This window comes from Ruminococcus sp. AM42-11 (assembly GCF_003480145.1).
Classification (GTDB): Bacteria; Bacillota; Clostridia; order Lachnospirales; family Lachnospiraceae; genus Blautia_A; species Blautia_A faecis.
Genome location: NZ_QUIO01000030.1, coordinates 1 through 21,931 on the forward strand (window position 1 = coordinate 1; position 21,931 = coordinate 21,931).

General features: G+C 43.3%; 21 protein-coding genes and 1 pseudogene. 16 read left to right on the forward strand and 6 right to left on the reverse strand.

The window, feature by feature from the left end; all coding sequences use genetic code 11:
* The first annotated feature begins 228 nt into the window (after window positions 1-228).
* Entirely contained in the window at window positions 229-1,731 is a 1,503-nt protein-coding gene (gene glpK / locus DW904_RS16025) for a glycerol kinase GlpK (protein ID WP_118582619.1), read from the forward strand.
* Window positions 1,732-1,873: 142 nt separating this feature from the next.
* On the forward strand, window positions 1,874-2,311 hold the full coding sequence (locus DW904_RS16030; RefSeq protein WP_202187749.1) for an aldo/keto reductase: 438 nt from the start codon (window positions 1,874-1,876) through the stop codon (window positions 2,309-2,311).
* Window positions 2,312-2,352: 41 nt separating this feature from the next.
* On the opposite strand, the gene DW904_RS25815 is transcribed toward DW904_RS16030, so the two are convergent.
* The gene (locus DW904_RS25815) at window positions 2,353-2,496 is read right to left on the reverse strand and encodes a DUF6783 domain-containing protein (RefSeq protein ID WP_347562173.1); all 144 of its coding nucleotides are present in this window, start codon (window positions 2,494-2,496) and stop codon (window positions 2,353-2,355) included.
* On the opposite strand from DW904_RS25815, the pseudogene DW904_RS25820 reads away from it, so the two are divergent.
* A pseudogene (locus DW904_RS25820) lies at window positions 2,446-2,559 on the forward strand (DUF6783 domain-containing protein); the annotation flags it as partial. The gene DW904_RS25815 and the pseudogene DW904_RS25820 overlap by 51 nt on opposite strands.
* Before the next feature lie 15 nt (window positions 2,560-2,574).
* Here the strand turns inward: DW904_RS25820 and DW904_RS16040 are convergent.
* From DW904_RS16040 to DW904_RS16050, 3 genes are all read right to left on the reverse strand, one after another.
* A complete protein-coding gene (locus tag DW904_RS16040) occupies window positions 2,575-3,657 on the reverse strand; it encodes a helix-turn-helix domain-containing protein (RefSeq protein WP_118582624.1) in 1,083 nt (360 codons plus the stop codon).
* A 224-nt stretch (window positions 3,658-3,881) separates the two neighbouring features.
* The gene (gene ugpC, locus DW904_RS16045; protein ID WP_118582627.1) at window positions 3,882-4,994 is read right to left on the reverse strand and encodes a sn-glycerol-3-phosphate ABC transporter ATP-binding protein UgpC; all 1,113 of its coding nucleotides are present in this window, start codon (window positions 4,992-4,994) and stop codon (window positions 3,882-3,884) included.
* 135 nt (window positions 4,995-5,129) lie between these two features.
* Window positions 5,130-6,029, reverse strand: coding sequence for an ARMT1-like domain-containing protein (locus DW904_RS16050; RefSeq protein WP_118582630.1), 900 nt, complete (start codon window positions 6,027-6,029; stop codon window positions 5,130-5,132).
* 847 nt (window positions 6,030-6,876) lie between these two features.
* Here DW904_RS16050 and DW904_RS16055 point away from each other — a divergent pair.
* From DW904_RS16055 to DW904_RS16080, 6 genes are all read left to right on the forward strand, one after another.
* On the forward strand, window positions 6,877-8,820 hold the full coding sequence (locus tag DW904_RS16055) for a beta-L-arabinofuranosidase domain-containing protein (protein ID WP_118582633.1): 1,944 nt from the start codon (window positions 6,877-6,879) through the stop codon (window positions 8,818-8,820).
* A gap of 182 nt (window positions 8,821-9,002) precedes the next feature.
* The gene (locus DW904_RS16060) at window positions 9,003-10,262 is read left to right on the forward strand and encodes a sugar ABC transporter substrate-binding protein (RefSeq protein ID WP_243110454.1); all 1,260 of its coding nucleotides are present in this window, start codon (window positions 9,003-9,005) and stop codon (window positions 10,260-10,262) included.
* 204 nt (window positions 10,263-10,466) lie between these two features.
* Window positions 10,467-11,384 carry a sugar ABC transporter permease gene (locus DW904_RS16065; protein ID WP_118582639.1) on the forward strand — a complete coding sequence of 306 codons (918 nt, stop codon included), beginning with the start codon at window positions 10,467-10,469 and terminating at the stop codon, window positions 11,382-11,384.
* 3 nt (window positions 11,385-11,387) lie between these two features.
* The gene (locus DW904_RS16070) at window positions 11,388-12,245 is read left to right on the forward strand and encodes a carbohydrate ABC transporter permease (protein WP_226815327.1); all 858 of its coding nucleotides are present in this window, start codon (window positions 11,388-11,390) and stop codon (window positions 12,243-12,245) included.
* A gap of 160 nt (window positions 12,246-12,405) precedes the next feature.
* Window positions 12,406-13,119 (forward strand): hypothetical protein, encoded by a 714-nt coding sequence (locus DW904_RS16075; RefSeq protein WP_118582642.1) that lies wholly within the window; start codon window positions 12,406-12,408, stop codon window positions 13,117-13,119.
* Window positions 13,120-13,200: 81 nt separating this feature from the next.
* Window positions 13,201-14,241 carry a LacI family DNA-binding transcriptional regulator gene (locus DW904_RS16080; protein ID WP_118582645.1) on the forward strand — a complete coding sequence of 347 codons (1,041 nt, stop codon included), beginning with the start codon at window positions 13,201-13,203 and terminating at the stop codon, window positions 14,239-14,241.
* A 101-nt stretch (window positions 14,242-14,342) separates the two neighbouring features.
* Here the strand turns inward: DW904_RS16080 and DW904_RS16085 are convergent, their stop codons facing one another.
* On the reverse strand, window positions 14,343-15,362 hold the full coding sequence (locus tag DW904_RS16085; protein ID WP_118582648.1) for an ABC transporter substrate-binding protein: 1,020 nt from the start codon (window positions 15,360-15,362) through the stop codon (window positions 14,343-14,345).
* A gap of 332 nt (window positions 15,363-15,694) precedes the next feature.
* Here DW904_RS16085 and DW904_RS16090 point away from each other — a divergent pair, with 332 nt between their 5' ends.
* The 3 genes from DW904_RS16090 to DW904_RS16100 all read left to right on the forward strand — a co-directional run bounded on the left by DW904_RS16090 (window position 15,695) and on the right by DW904_RS16100 (window position 18,071).
* The gene (locus DW904_RS16090) at window positions 15,695-16,735 is read left to right on the forward strand and encodes a helix-turn-helix transcriptional regulator (protein ID WP_243110452.1); all 1,041 of its coding nucleotides are present in this window, start codon (window positions 15,695-15,697) and stop codon (window positions 16,733-16,735) included.
* 215 nt (window positions 16,736-16,950) lie between these two features.
* Window positions 16,951-17,292: a molecular chaperone Hsp90 gene (locus DW904_RS16095; RefSeq protein WP_118582651.1), complete on the forward strand. Its 342-nt coding sequence runs from the start codon at window positions 16,951-16,953 to the stop codon at window positions 17,290-17,292.
* Window positions 17,293-17,471: 179 nt separating this feature from the next.
* The gene (locus tag DW904_RS16100) at window positions 17,472-18,071 is read left to right on the forward strand and encodes an HDIG domain-containing metalloprotein (RefSeq protein ID WP_118582654.1); all 600 of its coding nucleotides are present in this window, start codon (window positions 17,472-17,474) and stop codon (window positions 18,069-18,071) included.
* 38 nt (window positions 18,072-18,109) lie between these two features.
* Here DW904_RS16100 and DW904_RS16105 read toward each other — a convergent pair whose 3' ends face one another.
* Window positions 18,110-18,283: a chorismate--pyruvate lyase gene (locus DW904_RS16105; protein WP_118582657.1), complete on the reverse strand. Its 174-nt coding sequence runs from the start codon at window positions 18,281-18,283 to the stop codon at window positions 18,110-18,112.
* Between the two features lie 147 nt (window positions 18,284-18,430).
* Between DW904_RS16105 and DW904_RS16110 the strand changes: the two genes are divergently transcribed.
* From DW904_RS16110 to DW904_RS16120, 4 genes are all read left to right on the forward strand, one after another.
* Window positions 18,431-19,123 (forward strand): hypothetical protein, encoded by a 693-nt coding sequence (locus tag DW904_RS16110; RefSeq protein WP_347562172.1) that lies wholly within the window; start codon window positions 18,431-18,433, stop codon window positions 19,121-19,123.
* Window positions 19,120-19,320 (forward strand): hypothetical protein, encoded by a 201-nt coding sequence (locus DW904_RS25825; RefSeq protein WP_347562174.1) that lies wholly within the window; start codon window positions 19,120-19,122, stop codon window positions 19,318-19,320. The genes DW904_RS16110 and DW904_RS25825 overlap by 4 nt, the downstream gene beginning before the upstream one ends.
* An 83-nt stretch (window positions 19,321-19,403) precedes the next feature.
* The gene (locus DW904_RS16115; protein ID WP_118582740.1) at window positions 19,404-20,762 is read left to right on the forward strand and encodes a M20 family metallopeptidase; all 1,359 of its coding nucleotides are present in this window, start codon (window positions 19,404-19,406) and stop codon (window positions 20,760-20,762) included.
* A 431-nt stretch (window positions 20,763-21,193) separates the two neighbouring features.
* Window positions 21,194-21,919: a nitroreductase family protein gene (locus DW904_RS16120; protein ID WP_118582660.1), complete on the forward strand. Its 726-nt coding sequence runs from the start codon at window positions 21,194-21,196 to the stop codon at window positions 21,917-21,919.
* The last annotated feature ends 12 nt before the right edge of the window (window positions 21,920-21,931 follow it).

Genomic DNA, 21,931 nt, shown 5'->3' on the forward strand with positions numbered 1-21,931 from the left:
AATCCAGCGCTTACGAAGACTTATGCGTGAGGGCTCTCCCGAACGCATTAGTCGCAGTTAGCGATTAGTTCGCTGGAGCGTTGCGCCGGCGAGTGAGTAATACACATTGTCCAAATGCGTCCCTACTGAAGAACTTTTCAACACATTAAATAGCAAGTTAAGGTATTTTCTTGTATGTGAAAATAGGCTATAATATAAATAATTCAAGCAAAGTAAACGAGGTGTACTATGGGAAAATATATAATGGCATTGGACCAGGGAACTACCAGTTCCAGATGTATTTTATTTGATAAAAAGGGAAATATGTGCAGCGTAGCACAGAAAGAGTACAAACAGTATTACCCGAAGCCAGGCTGGGTGGAACATGATCCGAAGGAAATCTGGTCCTCCCAGATTTCAGTGGCTACAGAAGCCATGAGTAAGATCAGTGTAGATGCAGAGGATATTCACGCTATCGGAATCACGAATCAGCGAGAGACTACGATTGTGTGGGATAAGAAGACAGGAGAGCCGGTTTATCCGGCAATTGTATGGCAGTGTCGCAGAACAGCTGATATGATTGAGAAGATGGAAAAAGACGGCATGTCAGAGTTGGTTCGAAAGAAAACCGGTCTGATTCCGGACGCCTATTTTTCCGGAACAAAACTGAAATGGATCCTGGATCATGTAGAAGGTGCCAGAGAGCGTGCGAAGAATGGGGAACTTCTCTTTGGAACAGTAGATACCTGGCTGATCTGGAAATTGACAAAAGGGAAAGTTCATGTGACGGATTACACCAACGCTTCCAGAACCATGCTTTTTGACATCCATGAGAGAAAATGGGATAAAGAGATTCTGGAATACCTGGATATCCCAGAGTGCATGCTGCCGGAAGTGAAGCCAAGCAGTTGTATTTATGGTTATACCAATGAGAACCTGATCGGGGGCAGAATCCCAATTGCCGGGGCGGCAGGAGACCAGCAGGCAGCTCTTTTCGGACAGTGTTGCTTTGAGTCAGGTGATGTAAAGAATACATATGGTACCGGCTGCTTTATGCTTATGCATACAGGAGATAAGGCAGTAGAGTCAAAGAACGGACTTCTTACCACCATTGCAGTGAAAGCAGACGGAACACCGGGATATGCCCTGGAGGGAAGTGTTTTCGTGGCAGGTGCTGCTATTCAGTGGCTGAGAGACGAAGTGGGAATTCTGGAGAGTTCCCCGGATTCTGAGAAATATTGTCTTTCTGTGCCGGATACAAACGGTGTTTACGTAGTACCGGCTTTCACAGGTCTCGGGGCACCATATTGGGATCAGTATGCAAGAGGTGCTATCCTTGGGCTTACCAGAGGTGCAGGAAAAGCTCATCTGGTGCGTGCCACGGTAGAGTCCCTGGCCTATCAGGTACACGACGTTCTGGAAGCCATGGAGAAGGATTCTGGCATTGATCTCAGCGCCCTCCGCGTAGACGGTGGCGCCAGCGCCAATAACTTCCTCATGCAGTTCCAGGCTGACCTTCTCGACACTCAGGTAGTCCGCCCTAGCTGCATCGAAACCACCGCCCTTGGCGCCTCTTATCTTGCAGGGCTCGCCACCGGTTTCTGGAAAGACGCCTCCGAAGTAAAAAGCAACTGGCAGATCGGCCGTCAGTTCACCCCACAGATGACAGAAGAGGAGCGTAAGAAGAAGCTGAAAGGGTGGGAGAAGGCTGTGAAATGCACTTTCGAGTGGGCGAAGGATGAGGAAGAATAATAGGTTTTACACTTTACAATAAACGCTTGACTTAAAGTCCACTTTAACATGTATAATAAAGAAAATAGATCTGGCCATAGAGCGATTTCAGGTTTCCGCATATCCCCTTGCTCTATGGCCAGTCTTTCAAGAATATTTCATCATGGATAAAATCAAAAAGAATTTCGGTTTTGGCTGTATGCGTTTTTCTATGAAGGATGGCGAAGTTGACAAGGAACAGATGCGTAAAATGGTAGATGCTTTTCTGGAGCAGGGCTTCAATTATTTCGATACTGCTCACGGATATCTGGATGGAAAAAGTGAGCTCGCCCTTCGCGATTGCCTGTACAGCCTGTCGTTACTGTACTGCGGATGCCCGAAACAGATTTCCATTCCAGACCTTTTTGCCTGCATGAATGTCAAGAAGGTATTTAACGACTGCAATGCAAATTACTACTACAGCAATGTCCACACTGTACATAACGGCAAAGCCTCCGATTGTATCAAGTGCGGAAAATGCGAAAAAGCCCGCTCACAGCATCTCCCGATCAGAGATTTGCTGGAAGATGTGGCGAAGGAATTTGAGAGTGCACAGAAATAATATTTTGGCGGATCTATTTAGTTAGATCCGCCAGATTTATCTTAATTTACACGAGCGATGCTTCTGGAGCCTGTTTGAAAGATCATTCCCGCAATCTGCACACCCCACTTTGCGGTATATTTCACCCGAATTCGGTTGCCGTAGCCCGCTACGGCGCCCTCATCCTGGCGAAATCTCCCACAAATTGTGACGCACATCTTGCAGAGCATGTTTTGTCTCATTGTCAAGTTAAAAGTGATATTGCTTAAAAGGGCGGAAGCAGTTTATTCTGCCTTTTTATATTTAATATAATTCACCACCATCATGGCCAGTTTAAACGTCAGCGCATCCTCAAAAGTACGGATATCCAGCCCGAATTTCTTCTGCAGCTTCTCAAAGCGGTACACCAGTGTATTTCGGTGTACGTAAAGCTGTCTGGAGGTTTCGGAAAGATTCAGGTTATTTTCAAAGAAGGTGCGGATGGTAGTGAGTGTTTCATCATCAATAGAATCCAGAGTCTCTTCTTTGAAAAACTCATCGATAAACATCTCGCAGATCTCTACCGGCAGTTGATAAATAAGACGTCCGATTCCCAGGCGGTTATATCCGAAAACATTTTTGCCAGTATAGAAAATCTTGCCCACTTCCAGGGCAGTTCTCGCTTCCTTATAAGCATCCGGGAGCTGCTTCAGGTCATCTGCAATATTGCTGTAGGAAACCCAGGCGGAAGTCATGGCCTCTGTATTCAGCATGTCCACCAGCATATGGGCAATATCATCCAGATCGGAATAATCCTCAGAAGGCTGGAGCTCACGGAGAATAATAATTCCGGAATCGTCGATAGCAGTAATAAAATCTCTTGTCTTAGCTGCAAAAATATTACGGATGGTAGCTAGGGCATTTTCGTCCTTGCTCTGTTTGGTCTCCACCAGGAAAACAGCACGCCGTACAGTGGTTGTAATATGAAGCTTTTTCGCACGGTTAAAAGCGTCTACCTCAGAATAGGAGCCAAGGAGAAGATTCTGCATAAATACGTTTTTGTCGCTCTTTTCCATGTAAGCGGTAAGCAGGCTCTCAATCTGGCAGACAGCCAGTTCCCCGATGGTGGAAGCGGCCTCTGAATTTCCCCATACAATCAGGATATACTGAAGCTGGTGACTCTCTGTCACTTTATACAGCCGGCAGTTCATATTGGAAATACACAGCGCCTCATCTTCCTTAAATTCTTCCAGCTTCTCTTCAGATGGAAGGGCTCTGTCGCAGGTGCTGATATAAATAGTGTTATCTAAATTTACAAGGCAGAAATCCAGATGACTGATATTCTTCCAGTCTTCCAGACATTTCTGGAGAATCTGAAGTAATTTCATAGGTGTGCTCCTTTAGTAGAAAAGTAATAAAGTTTGCTCAAGGTGTGCGTACACACGAAGCGCGTCCGGCGTCTGTGGCTTGGACTTGCTAAGTGTCCGGGTGTGCATTCGCACTAAATTCGCACTGCACCTGTGGGCTTACGCTCATTAAGTGCTCATAGTATACCACAAAAAAGCCTCAGGGGAAAACCCCTGAGGCCTAACTAAATTCATCCTTCTAAATATTAGTTGCAGATAGTAAGCTCTGTCTCTTTATCGAAGAAGTGAGATTTCTCCATATCGAATGCGAATTTGATTGTATCGCCTGTCTTGGAGTTTGTACGAGGATCAACTCGTGCTGTAACCTGAGTTCCGTTTACATCGAAGTACAGGAATACTTCAGCACCAAGAAGCTCATAAACTTTAACTGTAGATGTCATTGGAACGCTTGGAGAAGCTTCGATGAACATCTGGGAATCATGAATATCCTCTGGACGGATACCAAGAACAACTGTCTTGCCAACATAACCGCCGTCTTTCAGCACTTTCGCTTTCGCTGCCGGGATAACGATGTCATACTCACCAACTTTAGCAATAAGGTCGCCGCCTTTTTCAGCAATCTGAGCGTCAAGGAAGTTCATCTGCGGGGATCCCATGAATCCTGCAACGAACAGGTTGCCTGGCTGCTCATAAAGGTGCTGTGGTGTATCAACCTGCTGAACAACACCATCTTTCATAACAACGATTCTGGTACCAAGGGTCATAGCCTCTGTCTGGTCATGTGTTACATAGATGATTGTTGCGCCCAGTCTCTGATGGATCTTGGAAATCTCAATACGCATCTGAACACGAAGCTTAGCATCCAGGTTGGAAAGAGGCTCATCCATAAGGAATACCTTAGGATTACGAACGATAGCACGTCCCATAGCAACACGCTGTCTCTGTCCACCGGAAAGAGCCTTCGGTTTACGATCAAGAAGTTTCTCAAGGTCAAGGATTCTGGCTGCTTCTCTAACAGCTTTGTCAATCTGATCTTTCGGAACTTTACGAAGTTTCAGACCAAATGCCATGTTATCATATACTGTCATATGAGGATACAGAGCGTAGTTCTGGAAAACCATTGCGATATCACGGTCTTTCGGCTCTACATCGTTCATAACCTTGTCACCGATCTTTAATGTACCACCACTGATCTCCTCAAGACCTGCGATCATACGAAGTGTTGTAGATTTTCCACATCCGGATGGTCCAACGAAGATGATGAACTCTTTGTCTTCGATTTCAAGGTTGAAATCTTTAACTGCCTGGAAACCATTCGGGTAAGTTTTGTTAATGTGCTGTAATGATAAGCTTGCCATGATTTTTCCTCCAAATTTCTCAATTAATTATTATAATCAAAATTGTTTCGATGCTTTTTTCATCTGATGTTAGTATAGCGAAAACCACCCAAAAGGGCTAGGGCAGAATCGTACAAACTTTTAAACAGTTTCTTGTCAATCTGACGAAAAAGCAGTAGCCTTTGGCGCCCGCTTCTCATTTATGAACATTCCTTGTAGTAATTTTGCATGAAAAAGCTGTTGAAACCAGTCACATTTGCATAAAAACAGGTAGTAGATGTTCAGTCCGCAGCCATGCATAGTCTCGTAATTTCCCTGACCTTTGGCAATGATCACGTCAGCATTATATAGAAGTTCTCTGGCGTGGGTACTGATCCCGTGAAGCCAGGTACCGCCTACGTCGTTTCCGTTTCCAAGTACAGGCACAACATCAGTAAGACCGCAAAATTCAGCGTCCTCCATGGTTGCGTCATTTCCAGCGGGCAGTCCGCGTACTAATGCTGTGATCCGTATATTTGGAAATATCTTTTTCAGAATCTGGATGGCAATTTTGTCCAGAACGATCTCACCGCAGTTATCGGTAATATATACAACATTCTCTGCCTTTTTCATATCCTGGCAGAATTGACGATATTCCTGTTCGTCAAGATCATCCTTGTTTTCACTTTTAATAAGAGAAAGTGCAGTTTCCTTGCTGACTTCCGGAAGCGCCGCAAAGTCGATATAGTTGCCGGTGCGGGCATAAATAAGTGCGGCTTTTAAGGGATCTTCTGAATAACGGATAGTGGAACGAAGCTCAGCTTCCAAATCCAGCATAAGCTGGTCATATTCTTTGTTGATCCGGGTGAAATCTTCCATAGGAACGCCCCAGAAGGAACAGTAGAATTTCTTCAGTTCTGTGGAGATGCTTGGAACGCAGTCGTCATCCTTTGGATGTTCAAAACGCTGGCGGATTGCTTCCATATATTGTTTTTTTCTGTCTTCGTCGTTAAAATGACGAATTTTTGCTTCCTGTTTGCGTATCTGACAGGCCATACATTTTGAATTTAATTTCATTCGTACCTCCTGAAAATAAGTTGCTGGCTAATTTTTCAATAACATTATTGAAAGATGCCAGGGCAAAAGATATTTTGACATTCACATCATTGAAAGAAACTATAATTAATGAAATGAGTGTCAAAAGGTCTTTTGGCACTCATTTGATACCCGGATTGCTACGCAGCTGCGCTGCTCCCGCAATCCTTCAAATATTCGAAATCCGCTGATTTACTGCGTAAATCGCTGCTTTCTCATCCAAGTTCAAAAGCCTTATTGTGCAAGCACGAACAGCTTTTTGACCTGTTGACACTGGTATCATAATTACTTACATTATAGCAGAAATTGTCTGACAGAACCAGAGAATGTTTGAAAAATAAAGTCACTGTTCACTGGTAACGTTCCGCGAGGCGTTTTTTGTGAACAAAGTTCACAGAAAACCCGAGAATTAAGTTTGCGCAGCAAACGCTACTTCTTGTGCTTGTCACAAGAAGGTTCGTCTTTCTGTGCTTCGCAAAGCGCGTTACTGCGAACGGAGCGAACAGTAACAAAATAAACTTGTACGTTATTTGAAAGGTTGTATGTCATAAAATGTATTATAGAGAGAAAATAATATAGAAAAACGTTTAATTAGACGAAAAATATAGTGATAATCCATAAAAATCAAGTATATAATCTATAAAAAAAGCTGAAAAAAATAAATAGTATTTACAAAATCCATTTGACGTGCTACTATCAGTTTAAAGATAAGTAAAACGATTAACGAGAAACCAGTAAACTAAAAGAAAAACATGGAATTAATCCGGTTTTTTATTTTTTACAAAGAAGATTAAACGATTAATTAAAATCGGCAAAGGCAGGTGCAAATATGAAAAAACACTTGAAACAGTTGGATCTGAAGAGAATCCGGATCACAGACAGTCTGTTTGGGGAATATGTGAATAAAGTAAGCGAGAAGATCATTCCCCATCAGTGGAAAATTCTCAATGACCAGCTGGAAGATTCAGAGCCTACCTATTGTATCCATAATTTCCGTATTGCCGCAGGTGAAGAAAAGGGAGAGAGAAAAGGAGTTGTTTTCCAGGACACAGATCTTTACAAATGGCTGGAAGCGGTTGCCTACACCATAGCAGGTGGCCGTGGGGAGCATCTGGAAGAGCTGGCAGATCAGGTTATTGATCTGATAGGGAAAGCACAGGAACCAGATGGATATCTGAATACTTATTTTTCCGTAAATGCCCCTGCGAAGAAGTGGACCAATCTGGTGGAGGGCCACGAATTGTACACAGCCGGACATATGATCGAAGCTGCTGTTGCTTATTACCAGGCTACAGGTAAGGAGAAAATCCTTAATATTGCAAAGAAAAATGCAGATCTCATATGCAGGGTGTTTGGTACAGGAAAAGGCCAGAAACGAGGTTATCCGGGACATCAGGAAATTGAACTGGCCCTGGTGAAGCTTTACCGGGAGACCGGAAAGAAGATTTATCTTCAGCAGGCCAGGTATTTTATCCAGGAGAGGGGCAGGAATCCTAATTATTTGCAGGCAGAAATTGCGGGAAGAGGACATCCGGAATTTTTTCCGGAGTTCGAGAGGTACGATCTGGAATATTCCCAGGCTCACAAGCCTCCTGTAGAGCAGGATGAGGCAGTTGGACATGCAGTAAGGGAAATGTATATGTGCTCCGCAATGGCTGATCTGGCCGGAGAAGATGCCGATTCAGGGCTTATGGAAGCTTGCAGCAGAATTTGGGAGAACATGACGACACGGCGGATGTACATTACAGGAGGAATCGGAAGCAGCGGCTTCCGCGAGCGGTTTACTACAGATTACGATCTTCCAAACAGTACCAACTATTCTGAAACCTGCGCATCTATCGGTGTGATGATGTTCGGGCAGAGAATGGCAGCCATCACAGGAGATGCTTCTTATTATGACTATGTAGAGAAAGCGTTGTATAACACTGTGATTGCAGGAATCAATATTGCAGGAGACCGGTACTTTTATGTAAACCCACTTGAGGTGGTTCCGGAATTTTGCACAGAGCACACTTACATGGAGCATGTGAAACCGGTAAGGCAGAAATGGTTTGGAGTTGCCTGTTGCCCGCCAAATGTGGGAAGAACCCTTGCTTCTTTGGGACAGTACATATACGCAGAAGATGAGGAAGGGGTTTATATTAACCAGTTTATCTCCTCTACAGCAGATACAGAAATCAAAGAGAGCCGTATGAAGATAAAAATGGATTCCACGCTTTTGCAGGATGGAAAGGTTCAGCTCCAGGTGCAGTCGTCCGGACCAGGAATCCTGAACATCCGCATTCCCTGGTACAGTGAGAAATGGGAATGTGTGCAGAATGGAATTTCCATAAAAACGCAGCCTGACAAAGGCTATCAGAGGCTTTGCATTTCACCGGGAGACACACGGATCAGTATTGATTTCCATGTGGTTCCCAGATGGATGGGAGCCAATGACCAGGTGAGGGCAGATGCAGGAAAAACAGCCCTGATGAAAGGTCCGCTGGTGTATTGCCTGGAGGAAAAAGAAAACGGCAGATTCCTTTCAGAGATTTTTGTAGAAGAGAACACTTCGATAGAAGAAAACGCTCCCGCAGAAGAACTGGTAGGAAATGTTCCAACTCTTTCCTATAAAGGAATACGTGTAAGAAACAAAGGTGCAGACGGCGAAAATCAGTTGTACGGAAGTGTAGAGCTGGAAAAAGAAGAAGTTTCTCTGCGGGCCGTTCCGTATTGTATGTGGAACAACCGGGGACAGGGGGAAATGCTTGTATGGCACAAGCTGCGGATATGACAGTATTACAGATTAACTTTAAAACAGTAAATGTTTACAGCGGCCAGGCAAAGCCGTTATAATAAGATTAAGAAAAGGAGAAGTAGTATGAAGAAAAAACAGTTATTGGGGATTTTACTTGCAGGTACAATGATGGTTGGAGCAGCAGTTCCGGTTTTGCAGCAGATGGTGACAGAGTAAAGATCACATATGCACAGTGGGGAAATGAAACTGAGACAGCAGCTACACAGGCAGTTGCTGATAAGTTCAACAGCGAACAGGACAAGATCGAAGTAGAAGTAGTGAAGATCGATCACGATACCTACGTTACCAAGCTGAATGCCATGGCTACAGCTGGTGAGCTTCCGGATACCGGTATTATGAGTGAGGCCGGCGTGCTGAAATTTGCAGAGAACGGACTTCTTGCAGACATCAGCTCTATGTATGGTGAAGGCGATGCCAAACCTCTGGATTGTCTGACATTCCGTTACGACGGCACACCAGTTGCATATTCTGCAGCAAACGAAGTTCTGAACCTTTGGTACAACAACGATCTTCTGAAAGAGGTTTGTGAGAAGCAGGGAATCGATCCTTCAGAGGTGACTCCTCCGGCAGATGCTGAGGATGCATGGGATTGGGATACTTTTGTCCAGACAGCACAGAAGCTGACTCTGGATATCAATGGAAAGAATGCTTTGGATCCTGATTTTGATCCGGACAATGTAGATATTTACGGATGTACCATTAACACACTGCCATGGCAGCTGGAAGTATGGGCAAAATCCAATGGCGGCGGATATTACAGCGAAGATGGCTCTGAATGCACCATTGACTCTCCGGAAACGGTAGAAGCACTTCAGAGAATCGCAGATCTGTCAGACGTTTACCACTGCGCACCTCCTGTAACAAGTGCTGCTAATGCTCTGGAATCCTCCCTTGGAAGCAAAAAGGTGGTTATGGCAACAGACGGTGCATGGAACGTCGGCACCTTCCTTGGACCAAGCGCTGATTTTGATTACGGTGTAGGTGTTCTGCCTTACATGAAAGAAAAAGTTACTATCTGTACTGGTGGACCAAACGTGGTATTCTCCACAACAGAGCACCCGGAAGAAGCTATGGAATGGCTGAAATGGTATTATCAGGAAGAGAATTCCTGGTCCCTGATCGAGGCTGGAACATGGATGCCGATCCTGGATTCCTGGTACACAGATCCTGAGAAAACAGATAAATGGATCAGCAACCCGAACTATCCGGATAAAGACATGTACAAGAGCGCAGTTGTGGATTATGCTATGAACAACGCACAATCTACCTCCTGGTATTATGTAAACGGAACTGAAGAGTTCAACGCCACACTTGATTCTGTATTCTCCAGCGTATGGGCTGGTGAGGAGACCATGGAAGAAGCGATTAACGAGAACCTGGAAGAGCTTCAGGATATCTTTGCTGAGAACAATGGCTGATCGGAGCTGTTCATACAGGCTCTAGAGCTGGTTATTTTATAGCAAAATAGTGAACGAAACAGTTACTGATAATAGGTAACATGAAGCAGCAGTGAAAATCTGCTGAAAAATAGGAAAAGCAACTGGACTGACCGGTTACTGTCCAAGGATATTATTTCATATTACTGACAGATACCGGTCAGCTCCCTTTTAAGAGGTGCGGGCATGAAAGCAAATAAGAAAAACAAAATAAAAGTGACATCAAGGGCCGGTAGAAAAGAAGAAAGGACCGCTTATCTCTGTCTGATACCGGCATTCCTTGGAGTAAGTCTGATCAGTTATCTGCCGACACTGGCAGTATTTGTTTTAAGCGTATTTAAGTGGAATGGTCTTTCCTCACCGGAGTTTGTAGGTCTGGAGAACTTCCAGCGTATTTTTACAAAAGATATTTATTTCGCAGATTCTATAAAAGCGACAATTTTGTACGCTCTTCTGGCTGTGGTAGGCGCTATTATCTATTCTCTTCTGGTAGCCCTGCTTTTGAATATGAAAATATGGGGACGGACATTATTCCGTTCTGTTTTCTTCATTCCATACCTTTTGCCTGCAATCGGTGTTTACAAAGGATGGCAATGGTTATATGAAGGTAACTTCGGACTTTTTAACTTTGTCCTTCGAATGGTGGGACTGAAACCTCAGAGATTCCTGGACAGTCCGAGTCAGGTAGTACCTTCCCTGGTAGTAATTGCAATCTGGACAAGCGGCAACCTGATCGTGGTTTTCCTTGCAGGACTTCAGAATGTACCGCGGGTTTACATGGAAGCAGCGGAAATTGATGGTGCAAATGCATGGCAGCGCTTCTGGAACGTTACCATTCCAAGCATTTCCCCGATTATTTTTTACAACGTGCTGACTGCCCTGATCACACACCTGCAGGTTATCAACCCGGCGCTGGCTCTTACAGATGGCGGCCCAGGAAAAAAGTCCATGTTTATGTCCTATGTTATTTATCTTTATGCATTTAAGAAAAACAAACTGGGATATGCAGCTGCTTATTCTGTGATCTTCTTTATCCTGGTTGGAATTTTTACGGCAGTACTCTTTAAGACGCAGAAAGAACAGATTTTCGGAGAGGGGGAATGAGAAATGGCTGGAAAAATGGCAAGCAGAAAGAAAAAAGAAAAAGCCTTTAATGTTCTGGCGTTTTTCATTGTACTGATTCTGGCTGCATTGGTACTTCTTCCCATCTGGTGGATTTTCCGTTCTTCCCTGATGAGCACGGCAGCATTGAATGAATATCCGCCTTCCTTTATTCCTCATGAGTGGCTCTGGTCAAACTATTCCAAAGCGCTGGAGACTTTTGAGTACTGGACTTATTTTAAGAACACATTCACCATTATCATTCCGGCAGTTACCTTTGGTACCATCACTGCGATTTTTTGCGGATATGCCTTTGCAAGACTTCGTTTCCGCGGGAAAAAGCTGATCTTCAACATCTGTGTTGGCACGATTCTTCTTCCGGGAATGGTAACCTTGATTCCTCTGTATATTTTCTGGACAAAGGGAATGGGACTGGGTGATACATATTGGCCGTTGATCTTGCCGTTCTTAACAGGTGGTGGCTTTTTCAACATTTTCCTGATCCGGCAGTTTCTGATGACGATTCCAAAGGAACTTGATGAGGCGGCTTCCATTGACGGTGCTGGAAGAATGAGAATCCTATGGACAATTCTTGTTCCTTCAATTAAACCGGCGGTAGTTGTAGTTGGAATGATGCTGTTCATCCAGATATGGAACGACCTGCTTCAGCAGATCATTTACATTAACAGCATGAGCAAATTTACCTTTGCCATTGCGCTGACCAACTTTACCGGCTCATTCGGAACTAACTGGCCGGTGGCACTGGCAGCCACGTTTATGACAATCCTTCCTGGTATTGTGATTTATATCTTCGGGCAGAAGAGCTTTGTGGAAGGAATTGTGCTGACTGGTATGAAAAATTAAATTATAACAATATTAACATTTTCAGGCAGGGCGGTGGTCCTGCCTGTACGAAATTTAAAATGAGGATGTAAAAAGCCTCTTTTTCAAACACGCTCTAAGACAATGCTTTGTGGGGTGTATGAAGAGGCTGTAATCAGGCAGTAATTTTGAGGAAAAGCATATGAGACTGACAAAAAGATTCATGGACTGGTATCAGGGAAATAATGATAAGGAGAAAGAGACGCCAAAGGGCGGTGTGAAGAGAGTTGGTTATGTACTCTGGAATTACGCCGGCAGACTGGTTGGGGCAAATGTGCTGTTCCTTTTGTGCTGTATTCCAATCGTGACGATTCCGGCAGCTCTGTCAGCACTGAACCGTTATCTTTCGGCGATTTACCGGGTAGGATATGGTTTTTCCCTGGAGGATTACTGGAAAGAATTTAAGTCTGATATTCTGAAAAATCTTCCGGCGGGAGTGCTCACCGGCGCTCTGGGATTCTATTCCTGTTATCTGCTCAGTCTTGCTGGAAATTTCGGCAAGGGAACTACCCATGATGTGCTGATTGGGTGTGGGATTGGTGTAATGATCTTTGCCATACTTATTGGTGGATATTATTTTGTAATGTCCGCTATGTTAGACCTTGGCGTGGGGGTATTGCTGAAAAATACATTTCTCATTATGGTATTGGAATGGAAGCTGAGTATGGTGATCGTAATCACTGTGGTAATTGCCGGCGGAATTTTGCTGGCACTGGCACCATATTCTCTGTTTCTGCTGCTTACGATCGGCGTTTCTTTTCCGCAGATGGTGATATATGCCTGTGTGGACAGGGCCGTGGAGCGAAGGGTGCTGCAGCCCTTTGAAAAATTACAAAGTAGAAGAGCAGGGGAGTAGAGATGGCGATTGTGGCTGTGAATAAAATATGATAAGATTGTGATAGAAAGAATTAATAAAAAAACCGGAGGGAGAAGTTCCATGCCGACCATAAAAGAAATTGCAAAAGCCTGTAACGTATCAGTTGCGACTGTTTCCAATATTATAAATCATAAAGGCAGCGTTGGTGATGCCACCAGGGAGCGTGTAGAGAAGGTGATTCGCGAGATGAATTATACGCCTAATTATGTTGCCAAAAATCTGAAAACCAAAAACACCAGAAGTATCGGTGTTATTGCAGAAGATATGACAGTTTTTGCTCTTCCTGATATTATCGACGGCATTACGGAATACTGTGAGGAAGCTGATTACCAGATTCTTCTTGTAAATCTCCGTCTTTATAAGAAATTCCAGGATAATTATTACCGTGATAACCGTCACAAAGAAATTGTACGTCAGGAGTTCCAGAAGCTTCTGGCAAAGCAGGTCGAAGGAATTATTTATGTGGCTGCCCATGAGCGCCTGATCGATATTATCCCAGAGGATCTGCCCATTCCAACGGTAGTTGCTTATGGCTTTACTGGCAGTGGGAAAATCCCATCTGTAGTGGTGAAGGATATCAAAGGTGCCCATGATCTGGTCAGTTATATTGTTTCCAGAGGACACAGGAAAATTGGTGTTATCGCAGGTAAGAAGGAGAGTATTCATACCCAGTCCCGTCTGGAGGGCTACCAGAAGGCTTTGTTCGAAGGAGGGATTCTCTATGATCCGGATATGGTCACTTATGGTGACTGGGATCGGCAGAGTGGTTATGAGAACACAGATATCCTTTTGGAAAAGGGTGCAACAGCTATTTTCTGTATGAATGATTTCATGGCTGGTGGAACCTATGACCGTTTGGAAGAGCTTGGGCTTCATGCTGGGAAAGATGTGGCTGTGGCTGGCTATGATAACCGTGAAATGGCATGCTATGAAAAGCCGCCGCTTACTACCATGGCTCTTCCTCTTCATGATATTGGCTATAAAGCCTGTCAGATCATTATTGGGATTCTGACAAAAGAAGAAGTGGAGTTGGATAATGGAAATTGCTTTGTGGAGTGTATTCCTTGTATTCGGGAGTCGGTGAATGCGGTGGAGGCATAGAGAACGGTATTTGCTATTTAATGTGCTGAAAAGTTCTTCAGGAGGGACGCATTGTCCAAATGCGTCCGGAATAACGACCAGCACATTAAATAGCAACTTTTTTAAGAAATCGCAGCTTCAGCGAATGCAGTTGTAACCAGGTTTTCACAATCTGCCCTGTCAGATAATTCTCCTGCACTCTCCAGAATATCCTGCAAAAGTTCAAAACTATCTTTTTCGAATATCAGATTCTCTTTCCAGGTATCTTGCTCATAATAACGCTTGACAATTGCGGTAAGAGTATCCATATCTGTTTCCGGGAATTGTGGGGAAATCACCTGCGCAATTTCCTCAAGGGAATGGCTTTGTACATAGTCCATGCCTTTTTGAAGGGCGTTTGTGAAGCTCTGGATAATCTGTGGGTTTTCGTTAAGAAAGCTGGTCTTTGCACTGTAGGAAGTATAGGGGACATAGCCGGAATCCACGCCCAGAGAAGCCACTACATAACCTTTTCCTTCTCTTTCCAGGGCAGTTGCAGAAGGCTCAAATTCAACAGTAAAATCTGCTGACATGTCGCCAGTAAATGCAGCTGCAGTGGAACCAAAATCAATACTCTGGTCGATTTCCAGATCCGACGCCGGATCAATATTATGATTCTTTAAAATGTACTCAAATACCATTTCCGGCATGCCACCCTTACGACCACCAAGAACTCTCTTATCTCTCAGCTCATCCCATGTGAAATCCGGCATTTCTTCTCTTGCCACAAGGAAGTTTCCAGCCCTCTGGGTGAGCTGTGCGAAATTCACAACCGGATCAGTGGCTCCTTCCTGATAGGCATAGATAGATGCCTCGGCCCCCATAAATCCAATATCAGCTTCTCCGGAAATGACAGCAGTCATAGTCTTATCCGCACCAAATCCTGTGACAAGTGTCAGATCCAGCCCTTCCTCTGCGAAATACCCTTCTTCAATCGCCACATATTGCGGTGCATAGAAAATTGAATGCGCCACTTCGTTTAAGGTAACCTTTGTAAGCTCCTCTTTTGATTCTCCATCCTTTGCAGCAAAGACTGTGGCTGGCAGTGCAGTTACTGCAAGAATCACAGCTGCTGCCAGTGAGATCCATTTTTTATTCTTCATACAGAGACTCCTTTTTGACTTCTGCTGTTAGGATATGCAAAATATGGGAAAGATGTTCGTAATAAGTATATTGCAAAGCTTAAAAAGAGGGTCGAGAAAAGTTATTTACCTGCCTTTTCTGATAAAATTTGTAATTGGATTTTTAACTTTCCTAACAGTTAAAAAATATGAAATGTATTTAACAACAATTCAATTGTGCTTATCTGTCAATTCTGCTATGCTTTAATCACAAAAGCTTTTGGAATTTTAACCGAATAAGTTGCGAAGCAGCATTCGGTTATGAGCAAGTAGCGAAGCGGACCTGGAATATCCGCTTGACTCAGGAGAAAAATATGATGAATATTGGAAATGTGATTAAAAAATATAGAAAAGAATTAGGTTACACGCAGGAAGAAATGGCAAAACGTCTGGGAGTAACCACTCCGGCGGTGAATAAGTGGGAAAATGGGAACTCCAATCCTGATATTGAATTGTTAGCTCCTATTGCAAGATTACTGCATATTTCCCTTGATACCCTGTTGTCTTTTCGCGAAAATCTGACTGACCTTGAAATCGAAGAGATGATCCACAAAATGGACAAAATGTTTTCTGAGGAAGGCTTTGAGAAGACTTATCAGTGGGCTGTAAATACCATAAAAGAATATCCAAACTGCAATCTGCTGATCTGGCAGATTGCGGTAATGCTTGATTCGCGCCGGATCATTGGCATGTGCGAGAATCCGGACAGGTACGATGAGCAGATCAATTCCTGGTACGAAATGGCGCTGAGTGATAAAGATGAAAAAATTCAGCACTATGCAGCTGATTCCCTGTTCGGCTTCTATTTGCGAAAAAAGAATTATGAAATGGCAGAAAAATATTTAAACTATTTTTCCGATTATGATCCCATGAAAAAGGTGAAGCAGGGACAATTATATATGAAGCAGGGGAAAAAAGAAGAGGCATTTGAGATGCTGGAAAAGGCTGTTTTTTCAGAGTATACCACCTTGAATTTGGCTTTTGGAATCATGATTACTAAGGCTCTTGAGGAAAAAGACCATGGATACGCAAGGTTTCTGGCAGAGAAAATGTGTACATTAGCTTCAGGATTTGATATGGGAAAATATAATGAATGTGCAGCAATGTTGAATGTTGTGACCGCAGAGAACAATGTGGAGGGCACTTTCCAGGTTGCAAAGCAATTGCTGAACAATGTGGATACCATATGTGATTTTCAGGAATCCCAATTATACAAACATATGAAATTCCAGGAAGTTGAAAATCCATATACGGAAGAAATGAAAAAAGAATTGCTGGAAGGCTTCAGAAACGCAGAAGAGTTTGCTTATATGAAAGAATACGAACCCTGGAAAAAATTGTTATCAGGGAATTAAAATTATGATATTCAAAAGCCTTATCGTGCAAGCACGATAAGGCTTTTTGACCTTTTGACACTGGTATCAAAATTATTACTTTCCTCAAAATGGTTGTATATAAATAAAGAACGATGTATAGTATTTGCAAGGTTTTTCTTTTATTCCAAATCATGAATATGCTCATGTGGTAAACAGAGTATAGAAAGAACACACTTCAGAAAGGGAGTTTTATTATGGAAAAAACAATTCGTGAATTAACCGGGGATTTATTAGCAGCACCATCCGCTTGTAAAGAGATCAAAGACGCAGCACAAAATTATCTGGATGCTGTTGGAACGGAAAAAGAAGCAGATGCAGCCAAAGCATACGTTGCAGAGATGGAAGCGGATATTATGCCTATCGAGGGATTGATTTCCTTTGCTGAGTCTGATATGGGAGCTAAGGTTTTTGGTGCAGATGGTGTGAAAAATGTTTTGCTTCACGCAAAAGAGCGCAAAGCCGCAGGCGAAAAATACTGTGATTGTCCGGCATGTGCTGCATGCGAGGCACTGCTTGCGAAGAAAGAGGAGATTTAACCGAATAAACTGCGGCGCAGTTATTCGGTGTAGAGCTACGTAGCGAAGCGGACCTGGAATATCCGCTTGACAATAAAGAAAAATCGGGAGCAGGACCTTACAGCATGTTCGTGAGTGAGGGTAATTGGAGAAAAATCCGGAAATCAAGTTCAGATACAGACATTTGAGGAGTGACAACAATGGAAACAATCACAAGAGACGAGGCTTTTTCATTATTAAAAAAATACAACAAGGATCCATTTCATATCCAGCATGCATTGACTGTGGAAGCTGTCATGAAATGGTATGCAAACGAACTGGGATATGGAGAGGATGCTGAATACTGGGGAATCGTAGGGCTTCTTCACGACATTGATTTCGAGCTTTATCCGGAAGAGCATTGCCTGAAAGCACCGGAAATGCTTCGCGAGGCAGGGGTAGGCGAAGATGTGATACACAGTGTGGTATCTCACGGATATGGAATAACCGTAGGCTGCGGTGTAACGATTGATGTAGCACCGGAACAGGAGATGGAAAAAGTGCTTTTTGCAGCAGACGAACTTACCGGATTGATCTGGGCAGCAGCTTTAATGCGTCCGTCTAAGAGCACTAAGGATATGGAACTGAAATCCCTGAAGAAAAAGTACAAAAGCAAAGGTTTCGCAGCAGGCTGCTCCCGGGAAGTAATTGAGCGCGGTGCGCAGCAGCTTGGTTGGGAACTGGAAAAACTTCTGACCATGACACTGCAGGCAATGGCAGCCAGTGAAGATACGATTAATGCGGAGCTGGAAAATGCCTGAATGTTGTTTTACAATCGAATGAATTACTATGCAGTATATCAGTCAACTATGGTATACTGCATCATTTCATAATGTAATCTGCATCCTTCTGTAATGTCAAATGGCAGAAGCGCTCTTGCTACCAGCTTCAGTTCTTCCTCGGGAAGATCTGTCCTGCGCAGATGGGCGTAGTCGCCGTCAATAGATTCTACAATATAATCACAAATTAACATAGAAATTATCCCTCCGGTTTGTATTATTTATATGCTTATAGAATACCACAGAGAAAAACGTTTTTCAAACACCAATTCAGGTGCTATAATAGAATTCACAGATGAAAAAATTATCAGTGAATAGTAACAGGAAATGAGGTATCAAAAATGTCAGCATTAACAATCAGCCCGGAGGATGAAAAAAGAGTAAAAGGAATGGGCTTTCTGAATAACAGAGGAACCGATCTGTTTTCTGCAAGAGTTCTCACGACAAATGGAAAAGTAACTGCAGCACAGCATCGCTGTATGGCAGATGCAGCAGAAAAATTCGGAAACGGTGAGCTTTTGTATACCACCAGACTCTCTGTGGAAATCCCAGGAATTCCTTATGACAAGATTGAAGAATTTCAGAAATTTATAGCGAAAGAAGGCCTGGTAACAGGTGGAACAGGGGCAAAGGTACGTCCTGTAGTGTCCTGCAAAGGAACCACCTGTCAGTATGGACTTCTGGATTCCTACGCAGTATCAGAAGAAATTTACAGACGTTTTTATGAAGGTTACAGGGAGGTTGCACTTCCGCATAAATTTAAGATTGCAGTGGGTGGCTGTCCGAATAACTGTGTGAAACCAGACCTGAATGATGTAGGAATTATTGGACAGAGAATTCCAAATGTCAATGCAGATGTATGTAAAGGCTGCAAGAAATGTGCCATTGAGGCTGCCTGTCCAAACAAAGTGGCAAAGGTGGTTGATGGGAAGATTCAGATTGACAAAAACATATGTAAAACTGCGGCCGCTGTGTTGGAAAATGTCCGTTCCATACCATTGAGGACGGCGCTTACGGCTATAAGATATACATAGGTGGACGCTGGGGTAAAAAAGTATCTCAGGGAAAAGCCCTTGGCCGGATTTTTACATCCAAAGAAGAAGCCCTGGATGTAATTGAAAAGGCCATTCTTTTCTTCCGTGACAATGGAATAAAGGGAGAACGTTTTGCGGAGACTATTGAGAGAATTGGCTTTGAAAATGTGGAGAAGCAGCTGTTGGAGCAGCTGTGAAAAGACGTTACCCGGGAGAGTCATTACAATTGGTGGAAATGCTCTGCACAGATAAAATAGAATTTGGAGGAAATATAACATCTATGAATACAAGAGAACAGATCCATGCATTATCTGAGGAAATGCTTGAAAATCTTGGAAAGCTGGTTGCCGTTGATTCCCAGCTTGGCACCCCGTCAGAGGGGAAACCTTTCGGAGAAGGACCGGCAGAGGCACTTGAGATCGGGCTTGAAATTGCCAGAGAGCTTGGTTTTAAAACCGTAAATCTTGATAATTACTGTGGTTACGCCGAAATGGGAGAAGGCGAAGAAATCGTAGGTATTGCAGGTCATCTTGATATTGTACCTGTAGGTGGTGACTGGACCTACGATCCATTTAAGCTGACACGAGATGGCGACCATGTATACGGACGTGGAACTACAGATGACAAAGGACCTGTAATTGAAGCTCTCTATGCGATGAAACTTCTAAAGGATTCCGGTGTGAAACTGAACAAAAGAGTCCGTCTGATCATGGGATGCAATGAGGAGACCGGTTCCAAATGTATGGCACATTATAATGAGGTAGAGGAAGAGTTATCCTGCGGCTTTACACCTGATGCAAATTTCCCATGTATTCATGGTGAAAAAGGCTATATGTCCATGATGGCATATTCCAAAAATACCAGAATTATCTCCATGAATGGTGGCTTTGTTTCCAACGCAGTATGCGATAACTGTACCACTGTGATTCCGGCAGAAGCTGGTCTTAAGGAGAAACTGGAGCAGATGCTTTCCGAAACAAAACTGCAGGAATATAAAGTTACGGAAACCGAAAACCAGATCACCATTTATGCAAAAGGCGTACCGGCTCATGCCAGCACCCCGACACTTGGTATCAACGCAGCAGGTGTTACCATGGAATGTCTTGCAAAGGCAGGCTTTGAAGACGATTTTGTTAAATTTTATAATCAGCACATTGGAACTGCCTGTGATGGCTCCGGTGTTGGCCTTAAAATTGCCGATGAATTTGGTGAGCTGACCTTCTGCAATGGAATCGTAAAAACAGAGAATGGTGTGATTTCCTGCACCATCGACATCCGTGTACCTGTAACCTTCAAAAAGGATGATATTCTGAATCGTATAGAGGGTAATCTGGAAGATGAAAATGGCCGTATTGAGGTGGGGGAAATCGGTAATCCGTTGTTCTTCCCAAGAGAATCTCCGCTGGTAAATGCCCTGTACAAGGCTTATGTGGATGTGACTGGCGACACGGAGAACAAACCAATGGTAATTGGCGGTGGTACCTATGCCAAATCTCTGAAAAATATTATTGCATTTGGTCCGGAAAAGCTGGGTGTGGATTATCGTATTCACGGTGCAGATGAGTTCATTCTTGTTTCCGAGATGGAAGAGGCTGTGGAAGTGTATATGGAAGCAATTAAGAATTTGTTAGCAATTTAACCAAACCCAACAAGTTTAAATATAAAAATAAAAGAAGAAGTCCTCGAATGTTTCTGGCATCCGAGGGCTTTTTTACGTGATCAGGAAATTACTTTGTAATACTTCTTAAAAAAATGTCAATATCTGTATCAGAAATGACAATACCCGAATCGTTTTTTTATTGAAGAATGGCTATACGGCTGTCTGTATTGCCAGTCCACTGGCTTAGTTCGGTGCGTGTGCATTTCTGATCCCTTGCTATTACAGGATGATGAAAGACAGCGCACAGACTGCTTAAATTGTGGACTCCATATTGACTTGAAAAAACAGATATTTCTCGGTATTATTATTGGGAATATCTGTTTTTTTGTAAGAAAAATCGAAGAAAGATAATTTTTATACGGTTATGTCATTCGATGATAGCTGTTTAGAGGAAAAGGGAGAAATTTAAAATGAATGAAATTATAAAAAGTTTATATAATAGAAAATCCATGCGCGTATACGAAGAAAAGTCCATTCCGCAGGAGATGAAGAAGGTCATCCTTGAAGCCGCAGCCCAGGCGCCTACAGCAGGTTGTCAGCAACTTTATACTATTTTGGACATTACAGATGAAGAATTGAAAAAGGCTTTATCTGAGACCTGCGACTACCAGCCATTTATTGCGAAAGCACCTATGGTACTGGTATTCTGTGCTGACTGCAAGAAGTGGTATGATGCATATCTGGAAGCTGGCTGTGAGCCAAGAAAACCAGGTATAGGAGACCTTATGCTTGCGGTGACAGACACGGCAATTGCCGCACAAAATGCAGTTGTGGCAGCGGAGAGCTTTGGTATCGGTTCCTGCTACATTGGTGATATTATGGAAAATTATGAGAAACAAAGAAGACTTCTGAACCTGCCTGATTATGTTTTTCCAGCTGTTATGCTGGTATTTGGCTGGCCCACCCAGCAGCAAAAGAATCGCTCTAAACCCCAGAGATGTGCACAGGAACATATTGTCCATGAGAATACCTACCGCAGTATGGACGACACTGAACTTCGCGAAATGTTGAGTCACCAATACAAAAATTCCACCTTCGAAGACTGGTGCAAAGCCTTCTGCAAAAGAAAATATAATTCCGATTTTTCAAAAGAAATGACACGGTCGGTGGGGGAATATCTGAAGCAGTTTGAGTGAATATTGCAGTTT

Coding starts and splice junctions, on each gene's coding strand:
- glpK (WP_118582619.1), top strand. CDS start 229: ATGGGAAAATATATAATGGCATTGGACCAGGGAACTACCAGTTCCAGA.
- DW904_RS16030 (WP_202187749.1), top strand. CDS start 1,874: ATGGATAAAATCAAAAAGAATTTCGGTTTTGGCTGTATGCGTTTTTCT.
- DW904_RS16040 (WP_118582624.1), bottom strand. CDS start 3,657: ATGAAATTACTTCAGATTCTCCAGAAATGTCTGGAAGACTGGAAGAAT.
- ugpC (WP_118582627.1), bottom strand. CDS start 4,994: ATGGCAAGCTTATCATTACAGCACATTAACAAAACTTACCCGAATGGT.
- DW904_RS16050 (WP_118582630.1), bottom strand. CDS start 6,029: ATGAAATTAAATTCAAAATGTATGGCCTGTCAGATACGCAAACAGGAA.
- DW904_RS16055 (WP_118582633.1), top strand. CDS start 6,877: ATGAAAAAACACTTGAAACAGTTGGATCTGAAGAGAATCCGGATCACA.
- DW904_RS16065 (WP_118582639.1), top strand. CDS start 10,467: ATGAAAGCAAATAAGAAAAACAAAATAAAAGTGACATCAAGGGCCGGT.
- DW904_RS16070 (WP_226815327.1), top strand. CDS start 11,388: ATGGCTGGAAAAATGGCAAGCAGAAAGAAAAAAGAAAAAGCCTTTAAT.
- DW904_RS16075 (WP_118582642.1), top strand. CDS start 12,406: ATGAGACTGACAAAAAGATTCATGGACTGGTATCAGGGAAATAATGAT.
- DW904_RS16080 (WP_118582645.1), top strand. CDS start 13,201: ATGCCGACCATAAAAGAAATTGCAAAAGCCTGTAACGTATCAGTTGCG.
- DW904_RS16085 (WP_118582648.1), bottom strand. CDS start 15,362: ATGAAGAATAAAAAATGGATCTCACTGGCAGCAGCTGTGATTCTTGCA.
- DW904_RS16090 (WP_243110452.1), top strand. CDS start 15,695: ATGATGAATATTGGAAATGTGATTAAAAAATATAGAAAAGAATTAGGT.
- DW904_RS16095 (WP_118582651.1), top strand. CDS start 16,951: ATGGAAAAAACAATTCGTGAATTAACCGGGGATTTATTAGCAGCACCA.
- DW904_RS16100 (WP_118582654.1), top strand. CDS start 17,472: ATGGAAACAATCACAAGAGACGAGGCTTTTTCATTATTAAAAAAATAC.
- DW904_RS16105 (WP_118582657.1), bottom strand. CDS start 18,283: ATGTTAATTTGTGATTATATTGTAGAATCTATTGACGGCGACTACGCC.
- DW904_RS16110 (WP_347562172.1), top strand. CDS start 18,431: ATGTCAGCATTAACAATCAGCCCGGAGGATGAAAAAAGAGTAAAAGGA.
- DW904_RS16115 (WP_118582740.1), top strand. CDS start 19,404: ATGAATACAAGAGAACAGATCCATGCATTATCTGAGGAAATGCTTGAA.
- DW904_RS16120 (WP_118582660.1), top strand. CDS start 21,194: ATGAATGAAATTATAAAAAGTTTATATAATAGAAAATCCATGCGCGTA.